The following is a 19,710-nucleotide window of genomic DNA, read 5'->3' on the forward strand; positions in this document are numbered from 1 at the left end:
TGTCTTCTGAAGAAAATAAAGTTTGCATCACTTTTAGGAGTGCTGCCTGTTCTGCAAAATTGTGAAGAGAAGATTGATCTGGATGCTTCCAGGTATTTTTGGGTTTTTGACCCAAAGATGTCCGAGCCCGGTTCTGATGATACCAAGGATGACCTAGCCGGTCGGATCTGGAGGAAGAGCTGGAGTAGGTAGGAAGCATGTCACTCTGGTCGGTCGTTGTTGGTGTTTTGGGGCTTTGCCCTAAACCACCTCTGACGACTTATTGATGTCCGTTTGCTAACCGCGCGGACCCGGATTTAATCTCGAGAAGCTGGTCTTAAAGATCAGGACACAAGTGAACCGCTCGGCGTGGTTCCAATAAAGTGGCCTGATCGAACACGTTGATGGCATCATGAGAAGGTTGGGTTGTAAAAGGTAGCCCTTCCGCTTGCTCTTCTGGAGCGAGCTATATTGATGAGCATTGGCAATGAGAACGATGAAGTGTTTTAAGGGCATTTGGTGGATGCCTTGGCATGCACAGGCGAAGAAGGACGTGATACGCTGCGAAAAGCCGTGGGGAGCTGCGAATAAGCTTTGATCCATGGATCTCCGAATGGGGCAACCCACCTTAGATATCTAGAAAATCTGTTTTGCTAGACACCTTTAATGTTCTGAACGGTTTGCGTGGGACTTCCCATACAGACCTTTAGGTCGTCGCCAACAGTTTGGCGCGCCGTCCGCAGCGCAGCGACCGCAAGGTCGCGACAGCGTGAGGACAGAACAGACCCGGCAATACCGGGTTCGAGGGTTCAGCAGAAGAGGTTTCTAGATATCGCTAATAAGGTATCTACACCTGAATACATAGGGTGTAAGAAGCGAACTCAGGGAACTGAAACATCTAAGTACCTGAAGGAAAGGACATCAACCGAGACTCCGTAAGTAGTGGCGAGCGAACGCGGACCAGGCCAGTGGCAATGTTGAATAAAGCTGAACAGGTTGGAAAGCCTGGCTAGAGTGGGTGATAGCCCCGTAAGCGTAGAACAGACATTGTCCTTGAGTAGGGCGGGACACGTGAAATCCTGTCTGAACATGGGGAGACCACTCTCCAAGCCTAAGTACTCGTGCATGACCGATAGCGAACAAGTACCGTGAGGGAAAGGTGAAAAGCACCCCGACAAGGGGAGTGAAATAGAACCTGAAACCGGATGCCTACAAGCAGTCGGAGGGCGCTCTTTTTAGTAAGGGGCCTGACGGCGTACCTTTTGTATAATGGGTCAACGACTTAGTGTATCTAGCAAGCTTAAGCCGGTAGGTGTAGGCGCAGCGAAAGCGAGTCTGAATAGGGCGATTTAGTTAGATGCATTAGACCCGAAACCGAGTGATCTAGCCATGAGCAGGCTGAAGGTTGGGTAACACCAACTGGAGGGCCGAACCCGCATCTGTTGCAATAGATTGGGATGACTTGTGGCTAGGGGTGAAAGGCCAATCAAACTCGGAGATAGCTGGTTCTCCGCGAAATCTATTTAGGTAGAGCGTCGACCGAATACCCTCGGGGGTAGAGCACTGGATGGGCTATGGGGACTCACCGTCTTACTGATCCTAACCAAACTCCGAATACCGAGGAGTACTAGTCGGCAGACACACGGCGGGTGCTAACGTCCGTCGTGAAGAGGGCAACAACCCTGACCTCCAGCTAAGGTCCCCAAGTCATGGCTAAGTGGGAAAGGATGTGAGGATCCCAAAACAACCAGGATGTTGGCTTAGAAGCAGCCATCATTTAAAGAAAGCGTAACAGCTCACTGGTCTAAATAAGGGTCTTTGCGCCGAAAATGTAACGGGGCTAAAGCCATGCACCGAAGCTGAGGATATGCACGCAAGTGTATGTGGTAGCGGAGCGTTCCGTAAGTCTGTGAAGGAGGACACGTGAGGGCCTCTGGAGATATCGGAAGTGCGAATGTTGACATGAGTAACGATAAAGGGGGTGAGAGACCCCCTCGCCGAAAGACCAAGGGTTCCTGCTTAAAGTTAATCTGAGCAGGGTTAGCCGGCCCCTAAGGCGAGGCAGAAATGCGTAGTCGATGGGAACCACGTTAATATTCGTGGGCCTGGTGGTAGTGACGGATCGCGTAAGTTGTACCTCCTTATTGGATTGGATGTGCAGCGGGGCGGTTCCAGGAAATAGCTCCACCGTATAGACCGTACCCGAAACCGACACAGGTGGTCAGGTAGAGCATACCAAGGCGCTTGAGAGAACTATGTTGAAGGAACTCGGCAAATTGCACGCGTAACTTCGGAAGAAGCGTGACCCCTTTTTACGCAAGTGGAAAGGGGTGGCACAGACCAGGGGGTAGCGACTGTTTATCAAAAACACAGGGCTCTGCGAAGTCGAAAGACGACGTATAGGGCCTGACGCCTGCCCGGTGCTGGAAGGTTAAAGGGAGAGGTGCAAGCTTTGAACTGAAGCCCCAGTAAACGGCGGCCGTAACTATAACGGTCCTAAGGTAGCGAAATTCCTTGTCGGGTAAGTTCCGACCTGCACGAATGGCGTAACGACTTCCCCGCTGTCTCCAACATAGACTCAGTGAAATTGAATTCCCCGTGAAGATGCGGGGTTCCTGCGGTTAGACGGAAAGACCCCGTGCACCTTTACTATAGCTTTACACTGGCATTCGTGTCGGCATGTGTAGGATAGGTGGTAGGCTTTGAAGCGGGGACGCCAGTTCTCGTGGAGCCATCCTTGAAATACCACCCTTATCGTCATGGATGTCTAACCGCGGTCCGTTATCCGGATCCGGGACAGTGTATGGTGGGTAGTTTGACTGGGGCGGTCGCCTCCGAAAGAGTAACGGAGGCGCGCGATGGTGGGCTCAGACCGGTCGGAAATCGGTCGTCGAGTGCAATGGCATAAGCCCGCCTGACTGCGAGACTGACAAGTCGAGCAGAGACGAAAGTCGGTCATAGTGATCCGGTGGTCCCGCGTGGAAGGGCCATCGCTCAACGGATAAAAGGTACGCCGGGGATAACAGGCTGATGACCCCCAAGAGTCCATATCGACGGGGTTGTTTGGCACCTCGATGTCGGCTCATCGCATCCTGGGGCTGGAGCAGGTCCCAAGGGTTTGGCTGTTCGCCAATTAAAGCGGTACGTGAGCTGGGTTCAGAACGTCGTGAGACAGTTCGGTCCCTATCTGCCGTGGGTGTAGGAATATTGACAGGATCTGTCCCTAGTACGAGAGGACCGGGATGGACATATCTCTGGTGGACCTGTTGTCGTGCCAACGGCATAGCAGGGTAGCTATATATGGAAGGGATAACCGCTGAAGGCATCTAAGCGGGAAACCCACCTGAAAACGAGTATTCCCTATCAGGGCCGTGGAAGACGACCACGTTGATAGGAGGCGTGTGGACGTGCAGTAATGCATGAAGCTTAGCCTTACTAATAGCCCGATTGGCTTCATCGTTCTCATTGACTATGCTCATCAAGGTGCTGCGCACCTCGATGATGACATCTGTTTTGTCCTGACGCGTGAAAAACGCTCCGGACGGGCCGCCGAACGTTCGGCGACGGCCTCTGGCCTTGCGGAGCTACGCTCCGACAAACCAGACGGCAAACAAGACGTGTTCAACTAAGACAAATGGGGGTTCGCCCCCGCCAGCTTCTCGATAAAGCGTTGCAATGGTCGCCCATTGCCACGCATACATTGCCCTTAATCGACCTGGTGGTCATTGCGGGGTGGCTGCACCCGTTCCCTTTCCGAACACGGCCGTGAAACACCCCTGCGCCAATGGTACTCCGTCTTAAGACGCGGGAGAGTAGGTCGCTGCCAGGTCTATTAAAGGCAATGCCATCCATAAGGATGGACCAAACAATCTTCTCACACATAACAAACCGGCCCCTGGCCAAACCAAGGGCCGCTCCCAAAGCGGCCTTTTGTCGTTGCTGGGGTTTAGAATTGCCGAAGGGACGTCTGGCTCGTAGTCGGTGCGTCCCTCAAAGGAGACAAATCCTTCGGATTTGCTTCGGCAGAGGCATCACAGCTTTGCTGTGACGCACCGCGAAATTTGGCAATGCCAAATTCGCTTGGCGCGGGGTGGAGCAGCCCGGTAGCTCGTCAGGCTCATAACCTGAAGGCCGCAGGTTCAAATCCTGCCCCCGCAACCACTGTAACTTGTAAATTCTCCCACTCGGGGTAAAGAAGACGAAGCTCCTCGGCATACTGGCCGAGGAGCTTTTCGCGTTTCTCCTCGGTGTCGATCTCACCAGACGCAATCCGCGCCATCAGATCGTTGCCTGCCGCAGCGATGAACTGCTGCTCCATCTGACCTGCCACTGAAGTTTCATCCGGCTGCGACTAGAGCCTCGGCGGTTTTTGATACGCCAAATGGCGCGATGGGAGCAACCGGCGGAAACGCGAAGTTTCCACTTTGCGTAGCGTTGGAGTCGGTTGCGGCGATGATCCCGGCATAGTCCGCCGGGCTCTGGTATCTGAGCGATGAGTGGGGCCGGAAGTTGTTGTAGTCGTCGGCCCATTCCGCAATGGCGCTGCGGGCATGATCGAGACCAAAGAACAAACTTTCATTGAGCAGTTCATCGCGCATGCGGCCGTTGAAACTCTCGACATAGCCGTTTTGCATTGGTCTTCCAGGCGCAATGTAGTGCCATTCGACCTTATGATCCTTTGACCATGCAAGGATGGCATTCGAGGTCAGTTCGGTCCCGTTGTCTGAAACGATCATGCCGGGCTTGCCCCGTCGCTCGACAAGTGCCGTCAGTTCTCGCGCGACACGGCGACCGGAGATCGATGTGTCCGGGATCGCCACCAGGCATTCGCGCGTGACATCATCGGCCACATTCAGGATGCGGAAGCGTCTGCCGCAGGCGAACTGGTCGTGGACGAAATCCAACGACCAGCGGGCATTGGCCTTTGCTTCGACCAGGATCGGCGCTCGTGTGCCAACAGCACGACGTCTGGCTTTCCGCTTGCGCACGGAAAGCCCTTCCTCGCGATAGAGCCGGTAGATGCGATTGACGCCGGAGGGCTCTCCGTCTCGTCGAAGCAAGATGAACAATCGACGATAGCCAAAACGGCGGCGCTCATTGGCCAGATCGCGCAATTTCGCTCGCAGATCGACTTCCGGCGGTCGAGAGGATCGATAGCGGACCGTCGTTCGGTCTGCTGATATGATCTGGCAGGCCCGCCGTTCCGAAAGCCCCATTGTGACCTTCAGATGCGCGACAGCTTCACGCTTGGCGGCAGGCCCTACCATTTTTTTCCGAGAAGCTCACGAAGTGCGGCAACATCCAGCATCTGCTCAGCCAGCAACTTCTTCAGCTTGGCATTCTCGTCCTCCAGCGCCTTCAAACGTTTGGCCTCCGACACCTCCATGCCGCCGTATTTGGCCTTCCAATTATAAAAGGTCGCCTCAGAAATCCCGTGCTTGCGGCAAAGATCAGCGGCCTTAACGCCTGCCTCCTGCTCCTTCAGCACCCCAATAATCTGCTCTTCCGTAAATCTCTGCTTCTTCATAAGTCCGTCCTCGATGAGCCGGACTCTAATCCATTCTGGAGGAAATTCTCAGTGGTAGGTCAGATCTTCTGAAGAGCTTGTCCCCTATAGATGACGGCATGATGGCCAACATCCGCGTCAAGTCGTTAGCCGTTGCTTGAAGCCTTGGCAGAACGCCTTTTACGCCGCAGTCGTTCGGTGAGAATCAAGTGTTTAGCGAATCTAAGACGCTGGTCGAAGGTTCGTACCCGCTCAAGACCAATACAGGTTTACTACCTTGCGTCGCGGTGAAGCGTTTAAACATCAACCATTGTGTGGGATGCAGCAATGCTGTCAGTCGCGAGCCTGGTTCTCGCCTGTCGAGGCGATCGTCCTGTGCGGGAATGGCCTGCTTGCACGCCTACTAGCCTATCAGCCCTTTGCTTGCGATGCCCTTCGTCAGCTCCAGCGCCTGCAACTCGAAGAGTCCACGATAGATCCCGCTCTTGCGCTGTATAAGGCTTGCATGAGTGCCTTCCTCGGCGATACGTCCATGTTCAAAGACTAGCAGCCGATCGAGCGCGCGAACCGTTGACAGCCTGTGAGCGACGACGAGCGTTGTGCGGCCCTCCATTAGCTTTTCCATTGCCTCTTGAATGAGCATTTCCGATTTTGAATCGAGGCTTGAGGTCGCCTCGTCGAGGATCAGGATAGGTGCGTTTGCCAGGAATGCCCGGGCAATAGCGATGCGTTGCCGTTCGCCACCGGAAAGTTTGATGCCGCGTTCGCCGACAAGCGTCGCATAGCCTTTCGGCAGCGCTTCTATGAAGTCATGGGCGCTGGCGAGCCGCGCAGCCGTCTTGATATCTGCCTGCGTAGCAGTTGGTCTCGCATAGGCGATATTTTCCGCAAGCGAGCGGTGAAACAGGATCGGTTCCTGCTGCACGATGGCGATCTGGCGGCGAAGAGATGTCTGCGTCACCTTGGAAATATCCTGCCCGTCGATCGAAACCATTCCGCTGTTGATGTCATGCAGGCGCTGGATCAGCTTGATGAAAGTCGTCTTTCCCGAGCCGGAATGGCCGACGAGACCCACCCGTTCGCCAGGCTTGATGGTGACCGAAAAATCATTGTAGAGCGGAGCATGGTGATTGCCGTAGTGGAAAGTGACGCGATCGAACGTGATCAGGCCAGCCTTCACCTCGAGATCTGGCGCGCCTGTAACATCTTCCACGCCCAAAGGCTGGGCATGGATGGTGACAAGCTCCTCCATATCGTTGACCGAGCGTTGCAGGTTGCGGATATGCATGCCGATTTCGCGCAGATAGCCCTGCAGAATGAAAAACGCGGTAAGGACGAAGGTGATGTCGCCAGCGTTTGCCATCCCATTGGCCCAGAGCCAGAGGGCAAGACCCAGCACGCAGCCACGCAACAGGCTGAGCAGCGCATTCTGGGACGTGCCATTCAGGGTGCCCCGCGTCCAGGTGCGCCTTGTGCGATCTTGCCACTTGCGAGTGACCCGGGAAAGACGCTCGTCTTCCCGGTCTTCGGCGCCAAAGGCCTTAACGACCGCATTGCAGGTCACTGCATCGGCGAGCGCGCCGCCAAGGCGCGTATCCCAGTTATTGGCCATGCTTGCCATCGGCGCAACATAGCGCAATGCCATGACCGCGGTGAACACGATGAAGAAGACTGACCCGGCGCCGACCAGCAATCCCATCATCGGCCAGTACCATGTCATTAGAATCGTCGAGCCGATGAGCATCACCAGCGACGGGAACAGCGCTACGAAGACGGTGTCATTGAGGACGTCAAGCGCCCACATGCCGCGCGTCACCTTACGGACAGTAGACCCCGCAAAGCTGTTGGCATGCCAGTCGCTCGAAAACCGCTGGATATGGGCGAAGGAGTCTGCGGCAATCTCAGACATCGACTTCAGAGTGAAGCCTATGATGGCGGTGAACGTCGCATGCCGTAGAACGACGGCGCCGATCGAAAGCACCATAAGCCAGCAAAACGCGTTGACCGCATTGTTCCATGTTGTGGCATCGCTCGCTTCCCCGGATACCACGGCATCGACCAGCCGACCGGAAAATAGGGGCGTTAGAACATCCGCGAGTGTTGACAGCATGACTGTAGACAACATGAAGGACGCGCGGCAAGGCTGGCGCTTCCAATGAGCCCAGCAATAACGGAAAACACTGCGAAAAGCTCCGCCACGGCGAGATTTGAAACCAAATGCCATTGATGTATCCGGCCTTCGCCGGCTCCTTCACAGAGAAATATTTTCGCGCAAAATGATTTGGTGAGGAACGGTTGAAGAGGGGCTTATCGCCACTTCATCAGGTTCTGGGCGTGAGAAAACGCTGCAGGCTTCAGGCGATATTCGCGGAAGCCGCTGGGGAGTTGGAAAAAACAGCCATCAAAAACTCCCCAAAACCGTGTTGATAATAATAAACCCTAGATCGATTGGACGCGCAGGCCAAGTCAAACGGGCAAAATTTTCGCCTGAGCCGTGAGGTGCGGCATACTTGCAACAGCTAAAAAAGGTTGCTCAGACAAACACGGAACAAAATGCAGGAGATGCTGGGGCGTACGTCCATCCGCGAGGCGATGAAGAAAGTGGCGCCCGAGCGCCGACGCTTCGGGTATCGGCGCATCCATGTGATGCTGGACCGGCAGGGATCGTCATGAACTTGAAGAAGCTTCGACGTCTCTATCGGGAGGAGAAGCTGACGGTGCGCAAGCGTGGTCTGGTCGGATTGCTGTCCAAAGAGCTGCCACGCTCTATGGCAGCTTAATCCGAGCCCGGCTTCCAAGACAGAAAGGTCCGTTTCCGGCCCGGAGCGGACGTTAAGACTCGCATGGACTTTTAAATTCGACGTTGACGGTTCAGTATTAGTGCTAGGCGACAACGCAATATGGCAGCAAATCAAATATGTTGACGCGTGGTAGGAAAGTAGCGTTCGTCGATAAGTGGGTTGTGCGAGTTGTGATGACGGTCGCCGCCATCGGCCGCTTTTGGCGCATCGGCGCATCGGCGCAGTGGCGGTCAGGGCCCCGAAGCCGTCATTGGGTCACAATCGGCAGTCCCTATGAGCGACTATAGCGGGAGGGGCGGCGATAATGGCCACATGTTTGAAGGCGTGTATTTTTTCGGTGATGGCGTGCATTGCACTGTCAACGACTACAGCTTCGGCAAAAGTCTCCGGGTCTGACGAGCGGCGTATCCAAGCTGTCGTTTGGCATTTAAATGTGAGAATGCGCTCATTCAGACTGGTGATGGCACCTAATTTGAGATTAGTCGGTGTGATTTTCCATGCAAAACGCCTTCCTGCGCGGCGATATCCATCTGTAATATAGGTCATTTTCTCATTGAGGCGTGGCCGTAAACAGCCATCTTTTCCTGGCGGTGAATCTCACATTAAGTGCCAAATTCCAAGATGGAATCTCAAGTTAAGTGCCAAGTCTCAAATTAAGCGCCAGGCTAACTTGTTGAAACTATTAGGGGGCAGAATCCCACGGTTAAATGCAAAACGACACGTGACGATGGAAAATACTGGATTGGTCGGCTGCGACAACGGTCCCTATGAAGTGTCGGGGGGATGCATAGGGTTCCCATTCATCGTGGGCGGGATAACTTCAACGCCGACGACCGCTTGCGCCGAAAGCCGACCTACCGCCGACTTCTAATGAGCTGGCGGTTGCTATGCAGAAAAACCGCGTTCTGGCGGTCATGCTAACGCTGGTATCTTAGAAGGTTATATCGATGCTGCGAGGGAAGAAATGAAAGTGGAATGTAGCTGCGCTGCAAGATTTCTGACGCGGGTACTTCATGCAGCAGGCGTCTTGGACGTTAGCTGTGTTGTCACCCAGCAATGAGTCGTTATGGATAGGGTTCAATATACACGACCTGGAGGTATGGCTGGGTGGGATCAACGATGGCGATCCGGCCCGCGCCATAAGCGTAGTAGACGTTCGGCTTTGTGAGGATGGCCTGGCGAGAAACGCAGGAGGGGTCCGGGCCCTCCCAGGTCATAGGGCAGTTCTTCGTCATTCCGGCGAGAATGCTCGCATTTACTGGATAGGACGAAGCCACTTTGGCGGGATCGAGCGGACCTGCTATCCAGGGCGAATACCCATCGTCTCCGCCTCGGAACGGCTTCAACGCGTTCAGATATTCCAGCCCCATTTCTCCAAGAATCGGCCGGAGGTCCTCTTCGAGATTATAGGTTTGTATCCGACCTGAACCATAGCCGCGAACCTTGATTGGTTCTCCAGAGAAGGGCCCCTCGATCCGCAGGCCGATCGGCTTAAACATGTCTGGGTCCAGGTGGGCAGGCTTGGCTAATTGAGCGGAAATAATTGTGTAGGAAATCAGTATGATCGGCAAGGCGATGATGCATAGTACGACGCGCAAGACGAACTTCACCGGACAGTTTCCCGTAGCCCGGTGCCGATATCCAGTTTGGTCGCCCGAAAAGTACGCTTCTCGCCGCGCAAGACGAAACGCGCTGGACTGTTCCACCAGCTCGAGTCGAATACGAACTGTGTCTTCAGGAGGTTCGGTGCCACGCTTTCGAGGTCGTCCCCCGGCCATTTTTTTGTGGCAGTTGCCAGCATGGACACGATGGTGATCGGACCGTTCGCCGCTAGTTCGAACGGAGACCAAGACGTGGGGTTGTCGGCTGTAGACACGACATAGCCGTATTTCTCGCGCTGCCTACTCAGCTTTCCGAGTTTGGCACTGCAGGTCCTCAGCACGTCAACCTTTCCGATGTCGAGAAGCACGCGCTCCGCGAGCCCGCATAACTCCGTCGGAACAAGGAAAACTCGCCCGTCGCGCGCCTTGAAGGAGAGCAACGTGCCGTATCTCTGCAGGCAGCCCCCATAGTTGATTGTTGCTACCCACCGTCTTGAGATGCTCCGCTGTCGATAGACGGTCGAGTGCAGGACCTCGCCGCCGACCCTGATTGTGCCTTGGAGCTCATATTGGCTCACGTAAGTGCAGAGGGGGTTGAGCGTGGTCGGAGGACTCGCCCAGTACACAACTCCGAAGCCGATAAGCAGAACTAGCGGTGCAAAGGCAAGTTCTAGGACGCGCTCGGGGATCATGTAGCTGCCGCTCCCAATGTGTCCCATCTTCAGACCGAGGGACGGGGACTACCATATGCACGCCGCGATTGCCGATGGGTTAACCCGATGGCTAACTTTGTAACAGCTATTTTGCGCTAATGCATCCTGACTAGCCGTGCCCCGTGCGTGATACTTCCGAAGTTGAGGAGGTCGCTTTCAATGGCAACTCAAAGGTGCAAATTGGGCAACAGAGAGCTTTCAATTCATTAGTGAGGAGTGGGTCGTAGGTTCGATTCCTTTCAAGGCGGCCGATCGGACGGTCTGTGTCGGCGCGCCTCCGATCCGTTTGTACGTTTGGCGGTGACACATTCAGTGCATGATATTCGCCAAAAATCGCCGCGTGCTATCATGCGAGGGAGTGTCGAAGAACGCGTTGGGCTCATTGACCTCGATCACCTCTCCTGCTTCCATGAACACGACACGGTCTGCCACCTTTCGTGCGAAGCCCATCTCATGGGTGACGACGATCATGGTCATCCCTTCTTCTGCAAGCGTGACCATTGTGTCGAGAACCTCTTTCACCATCTCCGGATCGAGAGCCGAGGTTGGCTCGTCGAACAGCATGACCTTCGGCGTCATGCAAAGCGCCCTTGCGATCGCCACGCGCTGCTGCTGCCCTCCGGACAGCTGACCGGGGTATTTGTCGGCCTGTTCGGGGATCCGCACCTTCGCCAGGAAATGCATGGCCATCTCTTCCGCGTCTCGTCGACGTTTTCCGCGGGCCAGGATCTGCGGCAGGGCGCAGTTCTCCTTGACGGTCAGATGCGGGAAGAGGTTGAAGTGCTGGAACACCATCCCGACCTCCCGCCGGATCGCATCCAGGTTCTTGACGCTGTCGCCAAGCGTGATGCCATTGACCGAAATACTGCCCCGCTGGTGCTGGGATTGATTCTGTGATTTTGGGTCCTGCCTTGTCGGGCTACCAGCGTTGAAACGTGGACGCGGATGACAGTCGATGGCTAGCTGGAGGCGTTTTGCGGCGTCTATCCCAAACAGTCGAGCGACAATATCAAGACCAAAATCTATACCGGCTGTTATCCCGCCCCCTGTTATCACCTGCCGTCCTCAACGATCCTATCGTGGACAGGGATAGCGCCGAATGTGGAAAGTAGAAGGTGGATGTTCCAAAGTATTCCGGCTCGCTTACCTTCCAACACGCCAGCCGCACCGAGCACCAATGATTCTGTGCAGACCGCGGTGGCATATATGGCACCATCGGCCATCTCTCTGACGAAATCTAACGTTTCGCTGGATGTAGGTTCCCTCCAAGCTGAATCACTTGATGAGCTACGGCACGTACCAGCCGGCGGTCGTGACTTGTCAGCAAAAGGCTCATGCCTCTTTCATCGACGAGTTCGCGCAGTAGGCGCATTACGTCACGCTGGACGAGCGGGTCCAGCCGCGACGTCGGTTCATCCGCGACCAGGCACAGAGGATCGAACAGCAGCACGCGAGCGATGGCGATGCGTTGTAGCTGCCCGCCTGACACTTCATCTGGCCTCCGGTCGAGCAGCGCCGGGTTGAGTTCAAGCCGCTCAAGTAGCGGTGGCAGATCGCGTTCCATAGAGCCCGGCTGCAGGACCGAGCCGAGGTCGGCAAACTGCCGCCGCAGCACGCGCCCTGGCAGAAATGCCGAGGCCGGATCCTGATGTAGCTTCTGATAGCGCGAGCGAAGACGCGGTCGGCGGACGCAGTGAGGATCTGTGCCGTCTTGCCAGCGCACCGTCCCGGTTGAAGGGCGTGCGAGGCCAAGGATGACATTTCCCAGCATCGTCTTGCCGCTTCCGCTCGGGCCGATCACGGCAGTGATGCTCCCGCGGAAGAGCTTGACGCACAGATCCTGGAAAAGCACACGGTCGCCAATCCGATAGGCAAGATTTTGGGCTTCGACCACGGGGCTATTGCCTGCGGACGCCGGACGCAGTTGCCAGCGATCTGGATCGGCAGCGAGCCAGGCGCGGGTGTAGGCATGGCTCGGCGACGCGATCACGGTATTCACCTGACCGTGTTCCAGCATCCGGCCTTCGCGCATCACCGCTATCTGGCCGTCAAGCCCGCGGGCGACGCGAATGTCGTGGGTGATCGCAAGGACGGCACGGCCGTCGTCGAGGATCTGGCGCAGGCGCGCGACGGCTTCCTCGACACGGTCGTCGTCAAGACCTTTGGTCGGCTCATCGGCAACGATGACGGTCGCGTCGGTAGTCAGGGCGCCGGCTACCAGGACACGCTGCGCCATTCCGCCAGATAGCATGAATGGATACTGTTGCTCGACGGCAGGGTGCAGACTGACATCGAACATGGCGGTGCGCGCACGCGCTTTCCCATGCGCTCCGGCGATCTGCGGCAACACCCGCATGGTGGGATCAAGTGCGGCCCGCGGCTCTTGTGGTACGAGCGCCAGATGCTGGCTCCAGTGGCGCCGAAGTGCCGGCCTGTCTGTGAGATCCACGCTCCGCCCAGCCAATTCGACCTGCCCGTTGACGGTGAGTCCCTCCGGCAGAAGACCGAGCACGGCCTGCGCAACGAGGCTCTTGCCGCTCCCGGTTTCGCCGATGAGGACGAAAGCTTGGCCGCGATCCACCGAGAAGCTGACGGCATCGATAAGCAAGGCGCCCGCTCGGTCCCAAACCGACAGGTCGCTGACGCAGAGTGCCGGGCGTGTCATCGTGCCTCCGAGAATCGCCGCGCCGCTGACATGCAGGCAAGAACAGTGAGAAAGAGAGCGATGCAGGGTGCGGCGATCTGAACCGGCGCCACGTCAATGTGGGGCAGAAGCTCGGTGATCATTGCACCCCATTCTGGGGTCGGCGGTTGTAGCCCCAGTCCGAGAAAGCCGAGGGACGAGATTGTCATGACGGCACCACCTACGCCAAGCGTGGCCAGCGCCGCAGTCTGGCGCAGAACACTCGGCATCACCTGCCGCATGAGGATGCGCCACTCGGCGAGGCCCGCAAGGCGCGATGCCTCGATGTGTGCCTCGGTCAGGATGGTCGCGGCGATACTGCGCGTCATTCGGGCAAACTGAGGCCATTGGGCCAGGGCAATGCCGAGAAGGACGGGGAGGGTACCGCCTCCCATCAAGCCCGCCAGCACCATCGCCAGCAGAAGACCAGGAAAGGCGAGCGCGAGATCGGTGACGCGCATCAGCGCACCATCGACAAATCGATTTGAAGAGGCGGCTACAAGTCCTGCCAGCGTACCGACGATTGCCGCCGCCGCCATCGCGGTTGCGGAAATTCCGATGGACCGCGGCAAGGCATGGAAGAGACGGGCGAGGACATCTCTTCCGAGATGGTCAGTCCCGAGTGGAAACCTGCCGCCGAGCGTGACGCCGTCGCGCATCTGAAGTCCGTCATGGGCCTTTCGGAACGGCGGGCCTGCCAGATCATATCCGCTGACCGAAAGACGATCCGCTATCGGTCCTGGCGCCCGCCGGAAGTCGAACTGCGCTCGAGGCTGCGCGATCTCGCCAACGAGCGACGACGCTTCGGATATCAGCGACTGTTCATCCTGCTTCGGCGGGAGGGACAGCCGTCCGGCGTCAACCGCATATACCGGCTTTATCACGAGGAAGGTCTTTCGGTCCGCAAGCACAAAACGAGGCGGCGTGCTGTCGGCACGCGTGCGCCGATCCTGGTGGAGGCGAAGGCCAATGCGCGATGGTCACTGGATTTTCGTTCACGACCAGTTCGCCTGTGGCAGGCGCTTCCGCGTGCTCAATGTCGTGGACGACGTCACACGCGAATGCCTCGCCGCGATCCCGGACACGTCCATCTCCGGTCGCCGTGTCGCCCGAGAGCTGACGACGCTGATCGAGCGGCGAGGCAAGCCCGGCATGATCGTCTCCGACAATGGGACTGAACTCACCTCGAATGCCATTCTTGCCTGGTCGAAGGATCACAAGGTCGAGTGGCACTACATCGCACCGGGAAGACCGATGCAGAATGGCTACGTCGAGAGTTTCAACGGCCGCATGCGCGACGAGCTGCTCAATGAAAGCCTGTTCTTCGGCCTCGATCATGCCCGAAGTGCCATTGCTGAATGGGCGACCGACTACAATCATTTCCGGCCGCACTCATCGCTCGATACCAGACCCCGGCAGCCTATGCCGGGACCATCACTGCAACCGGCTCCAACGCTTCGCAATATGGAAGCTCCGCGTTTCCGCCGATTGCTCACACCGCGCCATTTGGCGTATCAAAAACCGCTGAGGCTCTAATCGCAGCCGGATGAAAGTTCAGTGGCAGGTCAACACCGCGTAACAGTTGTCTGGTCCCGTAAGCAGCGGACTCCACCGAATTTGATCAGAAGGCGACATGCAAAGCGAGGGCCTACCGAACCCTATGAGATCCCTATTTCTTTGTCATCCAGTCATGATCGAAAACATATGGGCATGTCGCTAGGTTTGTCTTGCCGCTGATGCGGGCACTGACACAAGGACATCACACATGTATGGACGCCTGGGATACTTCTACCACCTTCATCTCGCTGAAGCTCGAGGACAAAGACAAAGGCTCGCCGCCACCTCAGCCGCCGCGAGAAAAGATTGCGTCGAAGCAACCGGCAGAAAGCGGCTCACTGCATCGCTAGTGGTTTTCTGCTTGACGGTCGCGACGCTTGGCATGCTCTTGGCTGCAAGTGTGGTCGTTCGCATAGCTGCGATCTAAACGTCAGATCGCAACCTGCTCTCCAAGCTCAACGACACGGTTCGGAGGCAACTTGAAGTAAGCCGACGGGTCAATCCCAAAGTCGGCAAGCGCGATATACAGGCTCTCCTGCCAACGCGGCAGGCCCGTGTTCGGGGTTGAAACCAGGTTTCGGCGCCCAAGGTAGAATGAGGTCTGCATGATCTCGAACTTGAAGCCTGCCTTCCTCGACAGCGAGAGAGCCTTTGTGACGTTCGGCTCGTCCATGAACCCGAACTTCATCTCAAGCCGCACGAAATGCTTGGAGAGCCGCGTCAGGTTTACGCGCTCCTCTTCCGGCACATAGGGCTTGTCCTGCGTCGTGATGGTCAGGATCACGTTCTGCTCGTGAAGGACGTGATTGTGCTTGAGGTTGTGGAGGAGAACGCCGGGCGTCATATTCGGGACGCTCGTCAGAAACACTGCGGTCCCTGGAACTGTCACGGGAGCGCTGGCACTTTCTCGTCCGATCGAGCTTTCGATTGACTTGATGAAGGTCTCAAGCGGAATGTCGTTCTTGGCGATCTTGGTTCTCAGACACCGCGAACCCTTGGTCCAGGTCCACATGACCAGGATGATCGCGGCTGCAAGAGCAAGCGGGACCCAACCGCCATCATGCACTTTCACCATGTTGGCCATCAAGAAGACGGTCTCGATCACCAGGAGCGGTGCGAGCACCAGGCCGGCAGTGACCGCCTTGAAACCCCATACCGACCGCAGGAACTGGAACGACATCAGCGTCGTCACCACCATCGCACCCGTCACCGAAATACCGTAGGCGGTCGCTAGCGACTCCGACGAGCCGAACGAAATGATCAGCACGATGACGCCGATCAGCAGGAGCATGTTCACCGCTGGCACGTAGATCTGTCCGGTGTTTGTCTCTGACGTGAACTTGATCACAAGGCGCGGGAGGAAGCCCAGATGGACCGCTTGCCGGGCAAGCGAAAACGCGCCGGTGATGACCGCCTGGCTGGCGATAATGGTCGCCATCGTTGCCAGGATGACCATGGGTAGCAGCGCCCATTCCGGGTAAAGCAGGTAGAAGGGATTGTCGATGGTCGCCGGATTGCTGAGAACGAGGGCGCCCTGGCCGAGATAATTCAGCCCCAGCGCCGGAAACACCAGAATAAACCAGGCGACGCTGATGGGTTTGCGGCCGAAGTGGCCGAGATCGGCGTAGAGAGCCTCCGCCCCCGTGACGGTCAGAAAGACGGCGCCGAGGACGATCAGTCCCGCCCATCCCGCATGCGTCACGAACCACAGGGCGTTGACGGGATTAAGGGCTTCCAAAATGGTCAGGTCGTCGCCGATATGGATCAGCCCACCCCAGGCCATGGCCAGAAACCAAACGACCGTGATCGGACCGAAGAACTTGGCGACGGCTTCCGTACCCTTGGACTGCACCGCAAACAGGCCGACCATGATGGCAACAGACAGAGGAATGACGTAATCCGAGAACGCGGGCGTCACTAGCTTCATGCCCTCGAGTGCGGACATCACCGACAGTGCCGGCGTGATCATCGCATCGCCGATAAACAGCGCCGAGCCAATCAGACCCGCGAAGAAAAGAACGGGCATGTAGCTCCCCGTCTTTTTCATCAGGAGGGCAAGCAGTGACAGCGTTCCGCCTTCGCCATCATTGTCTGCGCGCAGGAGAAACAGGACATATTTGAACGTCACGATGATCGTCAGCGTCCAGATCATCAGCGAGATGAGGCCGACCACTTCCACATGCTGGATGCCGTCGCCCGAAAAAGGACGCAGGGCTTCGCGGAAAGCATAGAGCGGGCTGGTGCCAATATCCCCGTAGACGACACCGATCGATCCCAGCAAGAGCACAAGAAACTTCCGCGTCTCGGACGTATCGGCGGACGCAGGCGCGTGGGATGTCATCTTGGGCCTTTCAGGCGGTTACGGCCGTCTGGCCCTTCGGGCTATATGGAGCAATCCGATCATAGGGCAAACGCTTCAGGAGCGATCGCCGCAATTTCAGATAGCACGCGCGGTCTTATAGTCCGCGGCGCGCTTCTACCAAAGGCAGCACTGCACTTCCACAGTTCGAAAGGGAATAAGACGAGGCTGGTTATCCCGCCTTGCGGAACTCCAGCTCGATCGCCGCATCGTCCAGTACGGCTATGAGTTCTGGGTGCCTGTCAGCCTCTTCGATTGCAAAATGACGGGCTGCTGCTTCGTTGACGAAAATGCCACCGACCAGCCCGAGGCGGTCGTTGACGATCCATCCACCCCGACGACCTCTGCCAATCAGAAATCTCGGTCCGGCGAAAGCCATGTCGCCCGGGTGGGAAACGCTCATGTCGGCGGACTGTTCTTCGATCGTCATTTCGTTTTTCCTTCTGCTTAAGGCGCGTTCAACAGCGCCAAAAGAAACTAAGCCCGAGGGCATGTGGAAATCGATGTGGCTTCGTGGCAAAGAAATATAGACCGCATAGTGTTCAGGCTGCGGCGTGGTTCACGGTCGCTCCGAAAGTCTCCGCGCATGCAGCGCGCAGGGCGATTTCTTCGTCCCGCTCGAGCGGCACCAGCGGCAGCCGAACGTTGGTGGGAAAGGGGCGATCCAGCGAGACGGCAAGTTTTAGTGCCGCGACGTCGCACGCATCCAGCTGGGGGATAGACCTCGCATCGACGGTCCGGTTCGATGACGTCATCGGCGCTGGGCGGATGTTGGTCAGCGCCGATATGACGCCCGATCCACCCAGCGCCAGGAAGGAAGACATGGAGTGGTCGTCCCGGGATAAATGGTTGAACCGGGTGCGCAGCGAGGTCTTGAGATTGGCGAAGTGGGCGAGACGTCCGGGGCCGTGGCAAACACCGACAATCCCGGCGAGGTCGGCAAGACCGACCAGCAGCTCTTCCCCGAAATCTCGCGCCGTCCTTGACGGATCGTCGTCGATCAGGATCGGAAGCCGGACAACAGCTTCGATCTGTCGGAAATGATCGATCACGCCTTTTAGGGTTGGCTTCGTGTAATAGGGCACCGTCAGCAACAAGGCCTTTGCACCGAGCTCCTGCGCCCTCAGGGAGTGTTCGATCGTCTTTGCCGTACAGTTCGATCCTGTCGCGGCGATGACAGTCAATTTGCTGTCCGCACGGCGGACGGCCGTTGTCAGAAGCAGGTCCTGCTCCCTGTGATCGAGTGCGCAGCCCTCCCCGATGACGTCGTGAACGACGATAGCATCGATGCCTGCTCCGACTTGGCGGCCGACTTCGGTCTCGAAGACTGCGATATCGATCCCGGTCCCAGAGAACGGCGTCAGCATCGCGGTGATGGCGAAAGGGCCAGGGCCCTGAAAACAAGTCATGGTGATTTTCCGTTGAGACCAGATCAGACGTCGAACCGATCGCTTCTCTTTCAGATGGATGGGGTTGGTCTTTCAGATGGATGGAGCCGGCGAACGCGTCGATTTTCCGTGTTCCAGCAGGGCGTCACCCCGTCAGGATTGCAAAAACCTCGTCACCGGTCCTCGCCGCCCGTAGCCCTCGAACAGCGTCGCCCTCTCTAAAGCGCCTGGCGACGCATGATAGGACATTGAGAGCTTCCGTCCGCGACGAAGCTGGTGTCAGGAGCAGAATGACGATGTCGACGGGCTCGTCGTCCACGGCTTCGAAGTCGATCGGATGCGCCAGAAGAACCACGAGGCAAAATACCGATTCCAGTCCATCGACTGCCGCATGGGGAAGCGCCACACCGCCCCCGATGCCCGTAGAGCCCAGGCCCTCGCGGTCGGATAGCGCTTTGGCGATGAGATGCGACGAAACCGAAGTCGTTTTGCCAGCCTTCTCAGATATCTGCCGCAACAGCTGTTGCTTCGACGACGAACTCAACCCAACGGAGACGTTCTCCGCCAGGAGAAAATCTTGGACTAACATTTCCTGTACTCCGTCAAATTCTTAGAGCTCAGCTCGTTGCGATGTTGGAGATGATCATCGCCACAACCGTGACCGCACCGAGAACGCAAACTGTTCCGAAGATGACGTCGGAGCCACGGCATGCCCTCGTTACGTCGCGGCGGGGAAAGACGGATTGGCGGAAAAAGCGGGCGAATATTACGAAACGCACTGAAGCCGCTCCCGACACCACTGAATGCGGGCGGCACAAGCCACGATGGTCGCAGCGCCACTCGAATCGTCGAAAATCATCTCGCACCTTTCGCTGGTCGATGCCCAGGCGCCGGTTGCGGAGGGTCTTCGTCTTTATGCGACCAATCGGCATAGGAATTCGAGACGGGGAGAAGCACAAGAGTATATAGGCTTCATAGTGATTTTCTAGGCGGACTGCACAACCCGATCTTACGGATCCATACGCGACATGAGTGAGATACTTAGCACAGCTAGTCGCACTTCGGCGCGTCATTAGCCGCCGCGTCATACGCAGGAACTTCCTCTGAGTCCGGATCTAACTCT

Annotated in this window: 11 protein-coding genes, 1 tRNA gene, 2 rRNA genes and 3 pseudogenes; 5 read left to right on the plus strand and 12 right to left on the minus strand. The window is 57.0% G+C overall.

The window, feature by feature from the left end; translation table 11 throughout:
* Positions 1–474: 474 nt before the first annotated feature.
* The 3 genes from ACQY1P_RS00020 (at position 475) to ACQY1P_RS00030 (ending at position 4,140) form a co-directional block, all read left to right on the plus strand.
* A 23S ribosomal RNA gene (locus ACQY1P_RS00020) occupies positions 475–3,439 on the plus strand.
* Between the two features lie 254 nt (positions 3,440–3,693).
* Positions 3,694–3,808 (plus strand): 5S ribosomal RNA (rrf, locus tag ACQY1P_RS00025).
* Positions 3,809–4,063: 255 nt separating this feature from the next.
* Positions 4,064–4,140: transfer RNA gene (locus ACQY1P_RS00030), tRNA-Met, on the plus strand.
* Between the two features lie 176 nt (positions 4,141–4,316).
* On the opposite strand, the gene ACQY1P_RS00035 is transcribed toward ACQY1P_RS00030, so the two are convergent.
* Positions 4,317–5,506 (minus strand): IS3 family transposase gene (locus ACQY1P_RS00035; RefSeq protein ID WP_430253327.1). Its coding sequence is split into 2 segments (ribosomal slippage): positions 4,317–5,254 and positions 5,254–5,506, totalling 1,191 coding nucleotides; the frame shifts between segments, so codons are not numbered across the junction.
* Between the two features lie 382 nt (positions 5,507–5,888).
* On the minus strand, positions 5,889–7,709 hold the full coding sequence (locus ACQY1P_RS00040) for an ABC transporter ATP-binding protein (protein ID WP_325265659.1): 1,821 nt from the start codon (positions 7,707–7,709) through the stop codon (positions 5,889–5,891).
* Between the two features lie 356 nt (positions 7,710–8,065).
* Here ACQY1P_RS00040 and ACQY1P_RS00045 point away from each other — a divergent pair.
* A pseudogene (locus ACQY1P_RS00045) lies at positions 8,066–8,217 on the plus strand (IS3 family transposase); the annotation flags it as partial.
* Positions 8,218–8,541: 324 nt separating this feature from the next.
* Here ACQY1P_RS00045 and ACQY1P_RS00050 read toward each other — a convergent pair.
* The 6 genes and pseudogenes from ACQY1P_RS00050 to ACQY1P_RS00075 all read right to left on the minus strand — a co-directional run bounded on the left by ACQY1P_RS00050 (position 8,542) and on the right by ACQY1P_RS00075 (position 13,942).
* Entirely contained in the window at positions 8,542–8,832 is a 291-nt protein-coding gene (locus ACQY1P_RS00050; protein WP_156466545.1) for a hypothetical protein, read from the minus strand.
* Positions 8,833–9,350: 518 nt separating this feature from the next.
* A complete protein-coding gene (locus tag ACQY1P_RS00055; RefSeq protein WP_325265660.1) occupies positions 9,351–9,896 on the minus strand; it encodes a hypothetical protein in 546 nt (181 codons plus the stop codon).
* The gene (locus tag ACQY1P_RS00060) at positions 9,893–10,579 is read right to left on the minus strand and encodes a hypothetical protein (RefSeq protein WP_062460208.1); all 687 of its coding nucleotides are present in this window, start codon (positions 10,577–10,579) and stop codon (positions 9,893–9,895) included. Before ACQY1P_RS00060 ends, ACQY1P_RS00055 begins: the two co-directional genes overlap by 4 nt.
* Before the next feature lie 330 nt (positions 10,580–10,909).
* Positions 10,910–11,482, minus strand: a pseudogene (locus ACQY1P_RS00065) (amino acid ABC transporter ATP-binding protein); the annotation flags it as partial.
* Between the two features lie 355 nt (positions 11,483–11,837).
* Positions 11,838–13,265 carry an ABC transporter ATP-binding protein gene (locus tag ACQY1P_RS00070; protein WP_430253330.1) on the minus strand — a complete coding sequence of 476 codons (1,428 nt, stop codon included), beginning with the start codon at positions 13,263–13,265 and terminating at the stop codon, positions 11,838–11,840.
* Positions 13,262–13,942, minus strand: a complete 681-nt coding sequence (locus ACQY1P_RS00075) for an ABC transporter permease (RefSeq protein WP_325265662.1) — start codon at positions 13,940–13,942, stop codon at positions 13,262–13,264. The genes ACQY1P_RS00070 and ACQY1P_RS00075 overlap by 4 nt, the downstream gene beginning before the upstream one ends.
* On the opposite strand from ACQY1P_RS00075, the pseudogene ACQY1P_RS00080 reads away from it, so the two are divergent.
* A pseudogene (locus ACQY1P_RS00080) lies at positions 13,913–14,833 on the plus strand (IS3 family transposase); the annotation flags it as partial. The gene ACQY1P_RS00075 and the pseudogene ACQY1P_RS00080 overlap by 30 nt on opposite strands.
* 437 nt (positions 14,834–15,270) lie before the next feature.
* Here the strand turns inward: ACQY1P_RS00080 and ACQY1P_RS00085 are convergent.
* The 4 genes from ACQY1P_RS00085 to ACQY1P_RS00100 form a co-directional block, all read right to left on the minus strand.
* A complete protein-coding gene (locus tag ACQY1P_RS00085; RefSeq protein WP_430253332.1) occupies positions 15,271–17,181 on the minus strand; it encodes a potassium transporter Kup in 1,911 nt (636 codons plus the stop codon).
* A gap of 190 nt (positions 17,182–17,371) precedes the next feature.
* Positions 17,372–17,629 (minus strand): hypothetical protein, encoded by a 258-nt coding sequence (locus tag ACQY1P_RS00090; protein WP_062460200.1) that lies wholly within the window; start codon positions 17,627–17,629, stop codon positions 17,372–17,374.
* Positions 17,630–17,741: 112 nt separating this feature from the next.
* Positions 17,742–18,608 carry a dihydrodipicolinate synthase family protein gene (locus ACQY1P_RS00095; RefSeq protein WP_430253334.1) on the minus strand — a complete coding sequence of 289 codons (867 nt, stop codon included), beginning with the start codon at positions 18,606–18,608 and terminating at the stop codon, positions 17,742–17,744.
* Positions 18,609–18,732: 124 nt separating this feature from the next.
* Positions 18,733–19,176: a PTS sugar transporter subunit IIA gene (locus ACQY1P_RS00100; protein WP_062460197.1), complete on the minus strand. Its 444-nt coding sequence runs from the start codon at positions 19,174–19,176 to the stop codon at positions 18,733–18,735.
* Positions 19,177–19,710 lie beyond the last annotated feature (534 nt).

This window comes from Neorhizobium sp. DAR64872/K0K18 (genome assembly GCF_050500175.1).
Classification (GTDB): Bacteria; Pseudomonadota; Alphaproteobacteria; order Rhizobiales; family Rhizobiaceae; genus Neorhizobium; species Neorhizobium soli.

Excerpts from the sequence above, each read along its gene's own strand:
- ACQY1P_RS00040 (WP_325265659.1), bottom strand. The coding sequence starts at position 7,709 with ATGGCATTTGGTTTCAAATCTCGCCGTGGCGGAGCTTTTCGCAGTGTT.
- ACQY1P_RS00050 (WP_156466545.1), bottom strand. The coding sequence starts at position 8,832 with ATGACCTATATTACAGATGGATATCGCCGCGCAGGAAGGCGTTTTGCA.
- ACQY1P_RS00060 (WP_062460208.1), bottom strand. The coding sequence starts at position 10,579 with ATGATCCCCGAGCGCGTCCTAGAACTTGCCTTTGCACCGCTAGTTCTG.
- ACQY1P_RS00070 (WP_430253330.1), bottom strand. The coding sequence starts at position 13,265 with ATGACACGCCCGGCACTCTGCGTCAGCGACCTGTCGGTTTGGGACCGA.
- ACQY1P_RS00075 (WP_325265662.1), bottom strand. The coding sequence starts at position 13,942 with ATGCGCGACGGCGTCACGCTCGGCGGCAGGTTTCCACTCGGGACTGAC.
- ACQY1P_RS00085 (WP_430253332.1), bottom strand. The coding sequence starts at position 17,181 with ATGACATCCCACGCGCCTGCGTCCGCCGATACGTCCGAGACGCGGAAG.
- ACQY1P_RS00090 (WP_062460200.1), bottom strand. The coding sequence starts at position 17,629 with ATGACGATCGAAGAACAGTCCGCCGACATGAGCGTTTCCCACCCGGGC.
- ACQY1P_RS00095 (WP_430253334.1), bottom strand. The coding sequence starts at position 18,608 with ATGACTTGTTTTCAGGGCCCTGGCCCTTTCGCCATCACCGCGATGCTG.
- ACQY1P_RS00100 (WP_062460197.1), bottom strand. The coding sequence starts at position 19,176 with ATGTTAGTCCAAGATTTTCTCCTGGCGGAGAACGTCTCCGTTGGGTTG.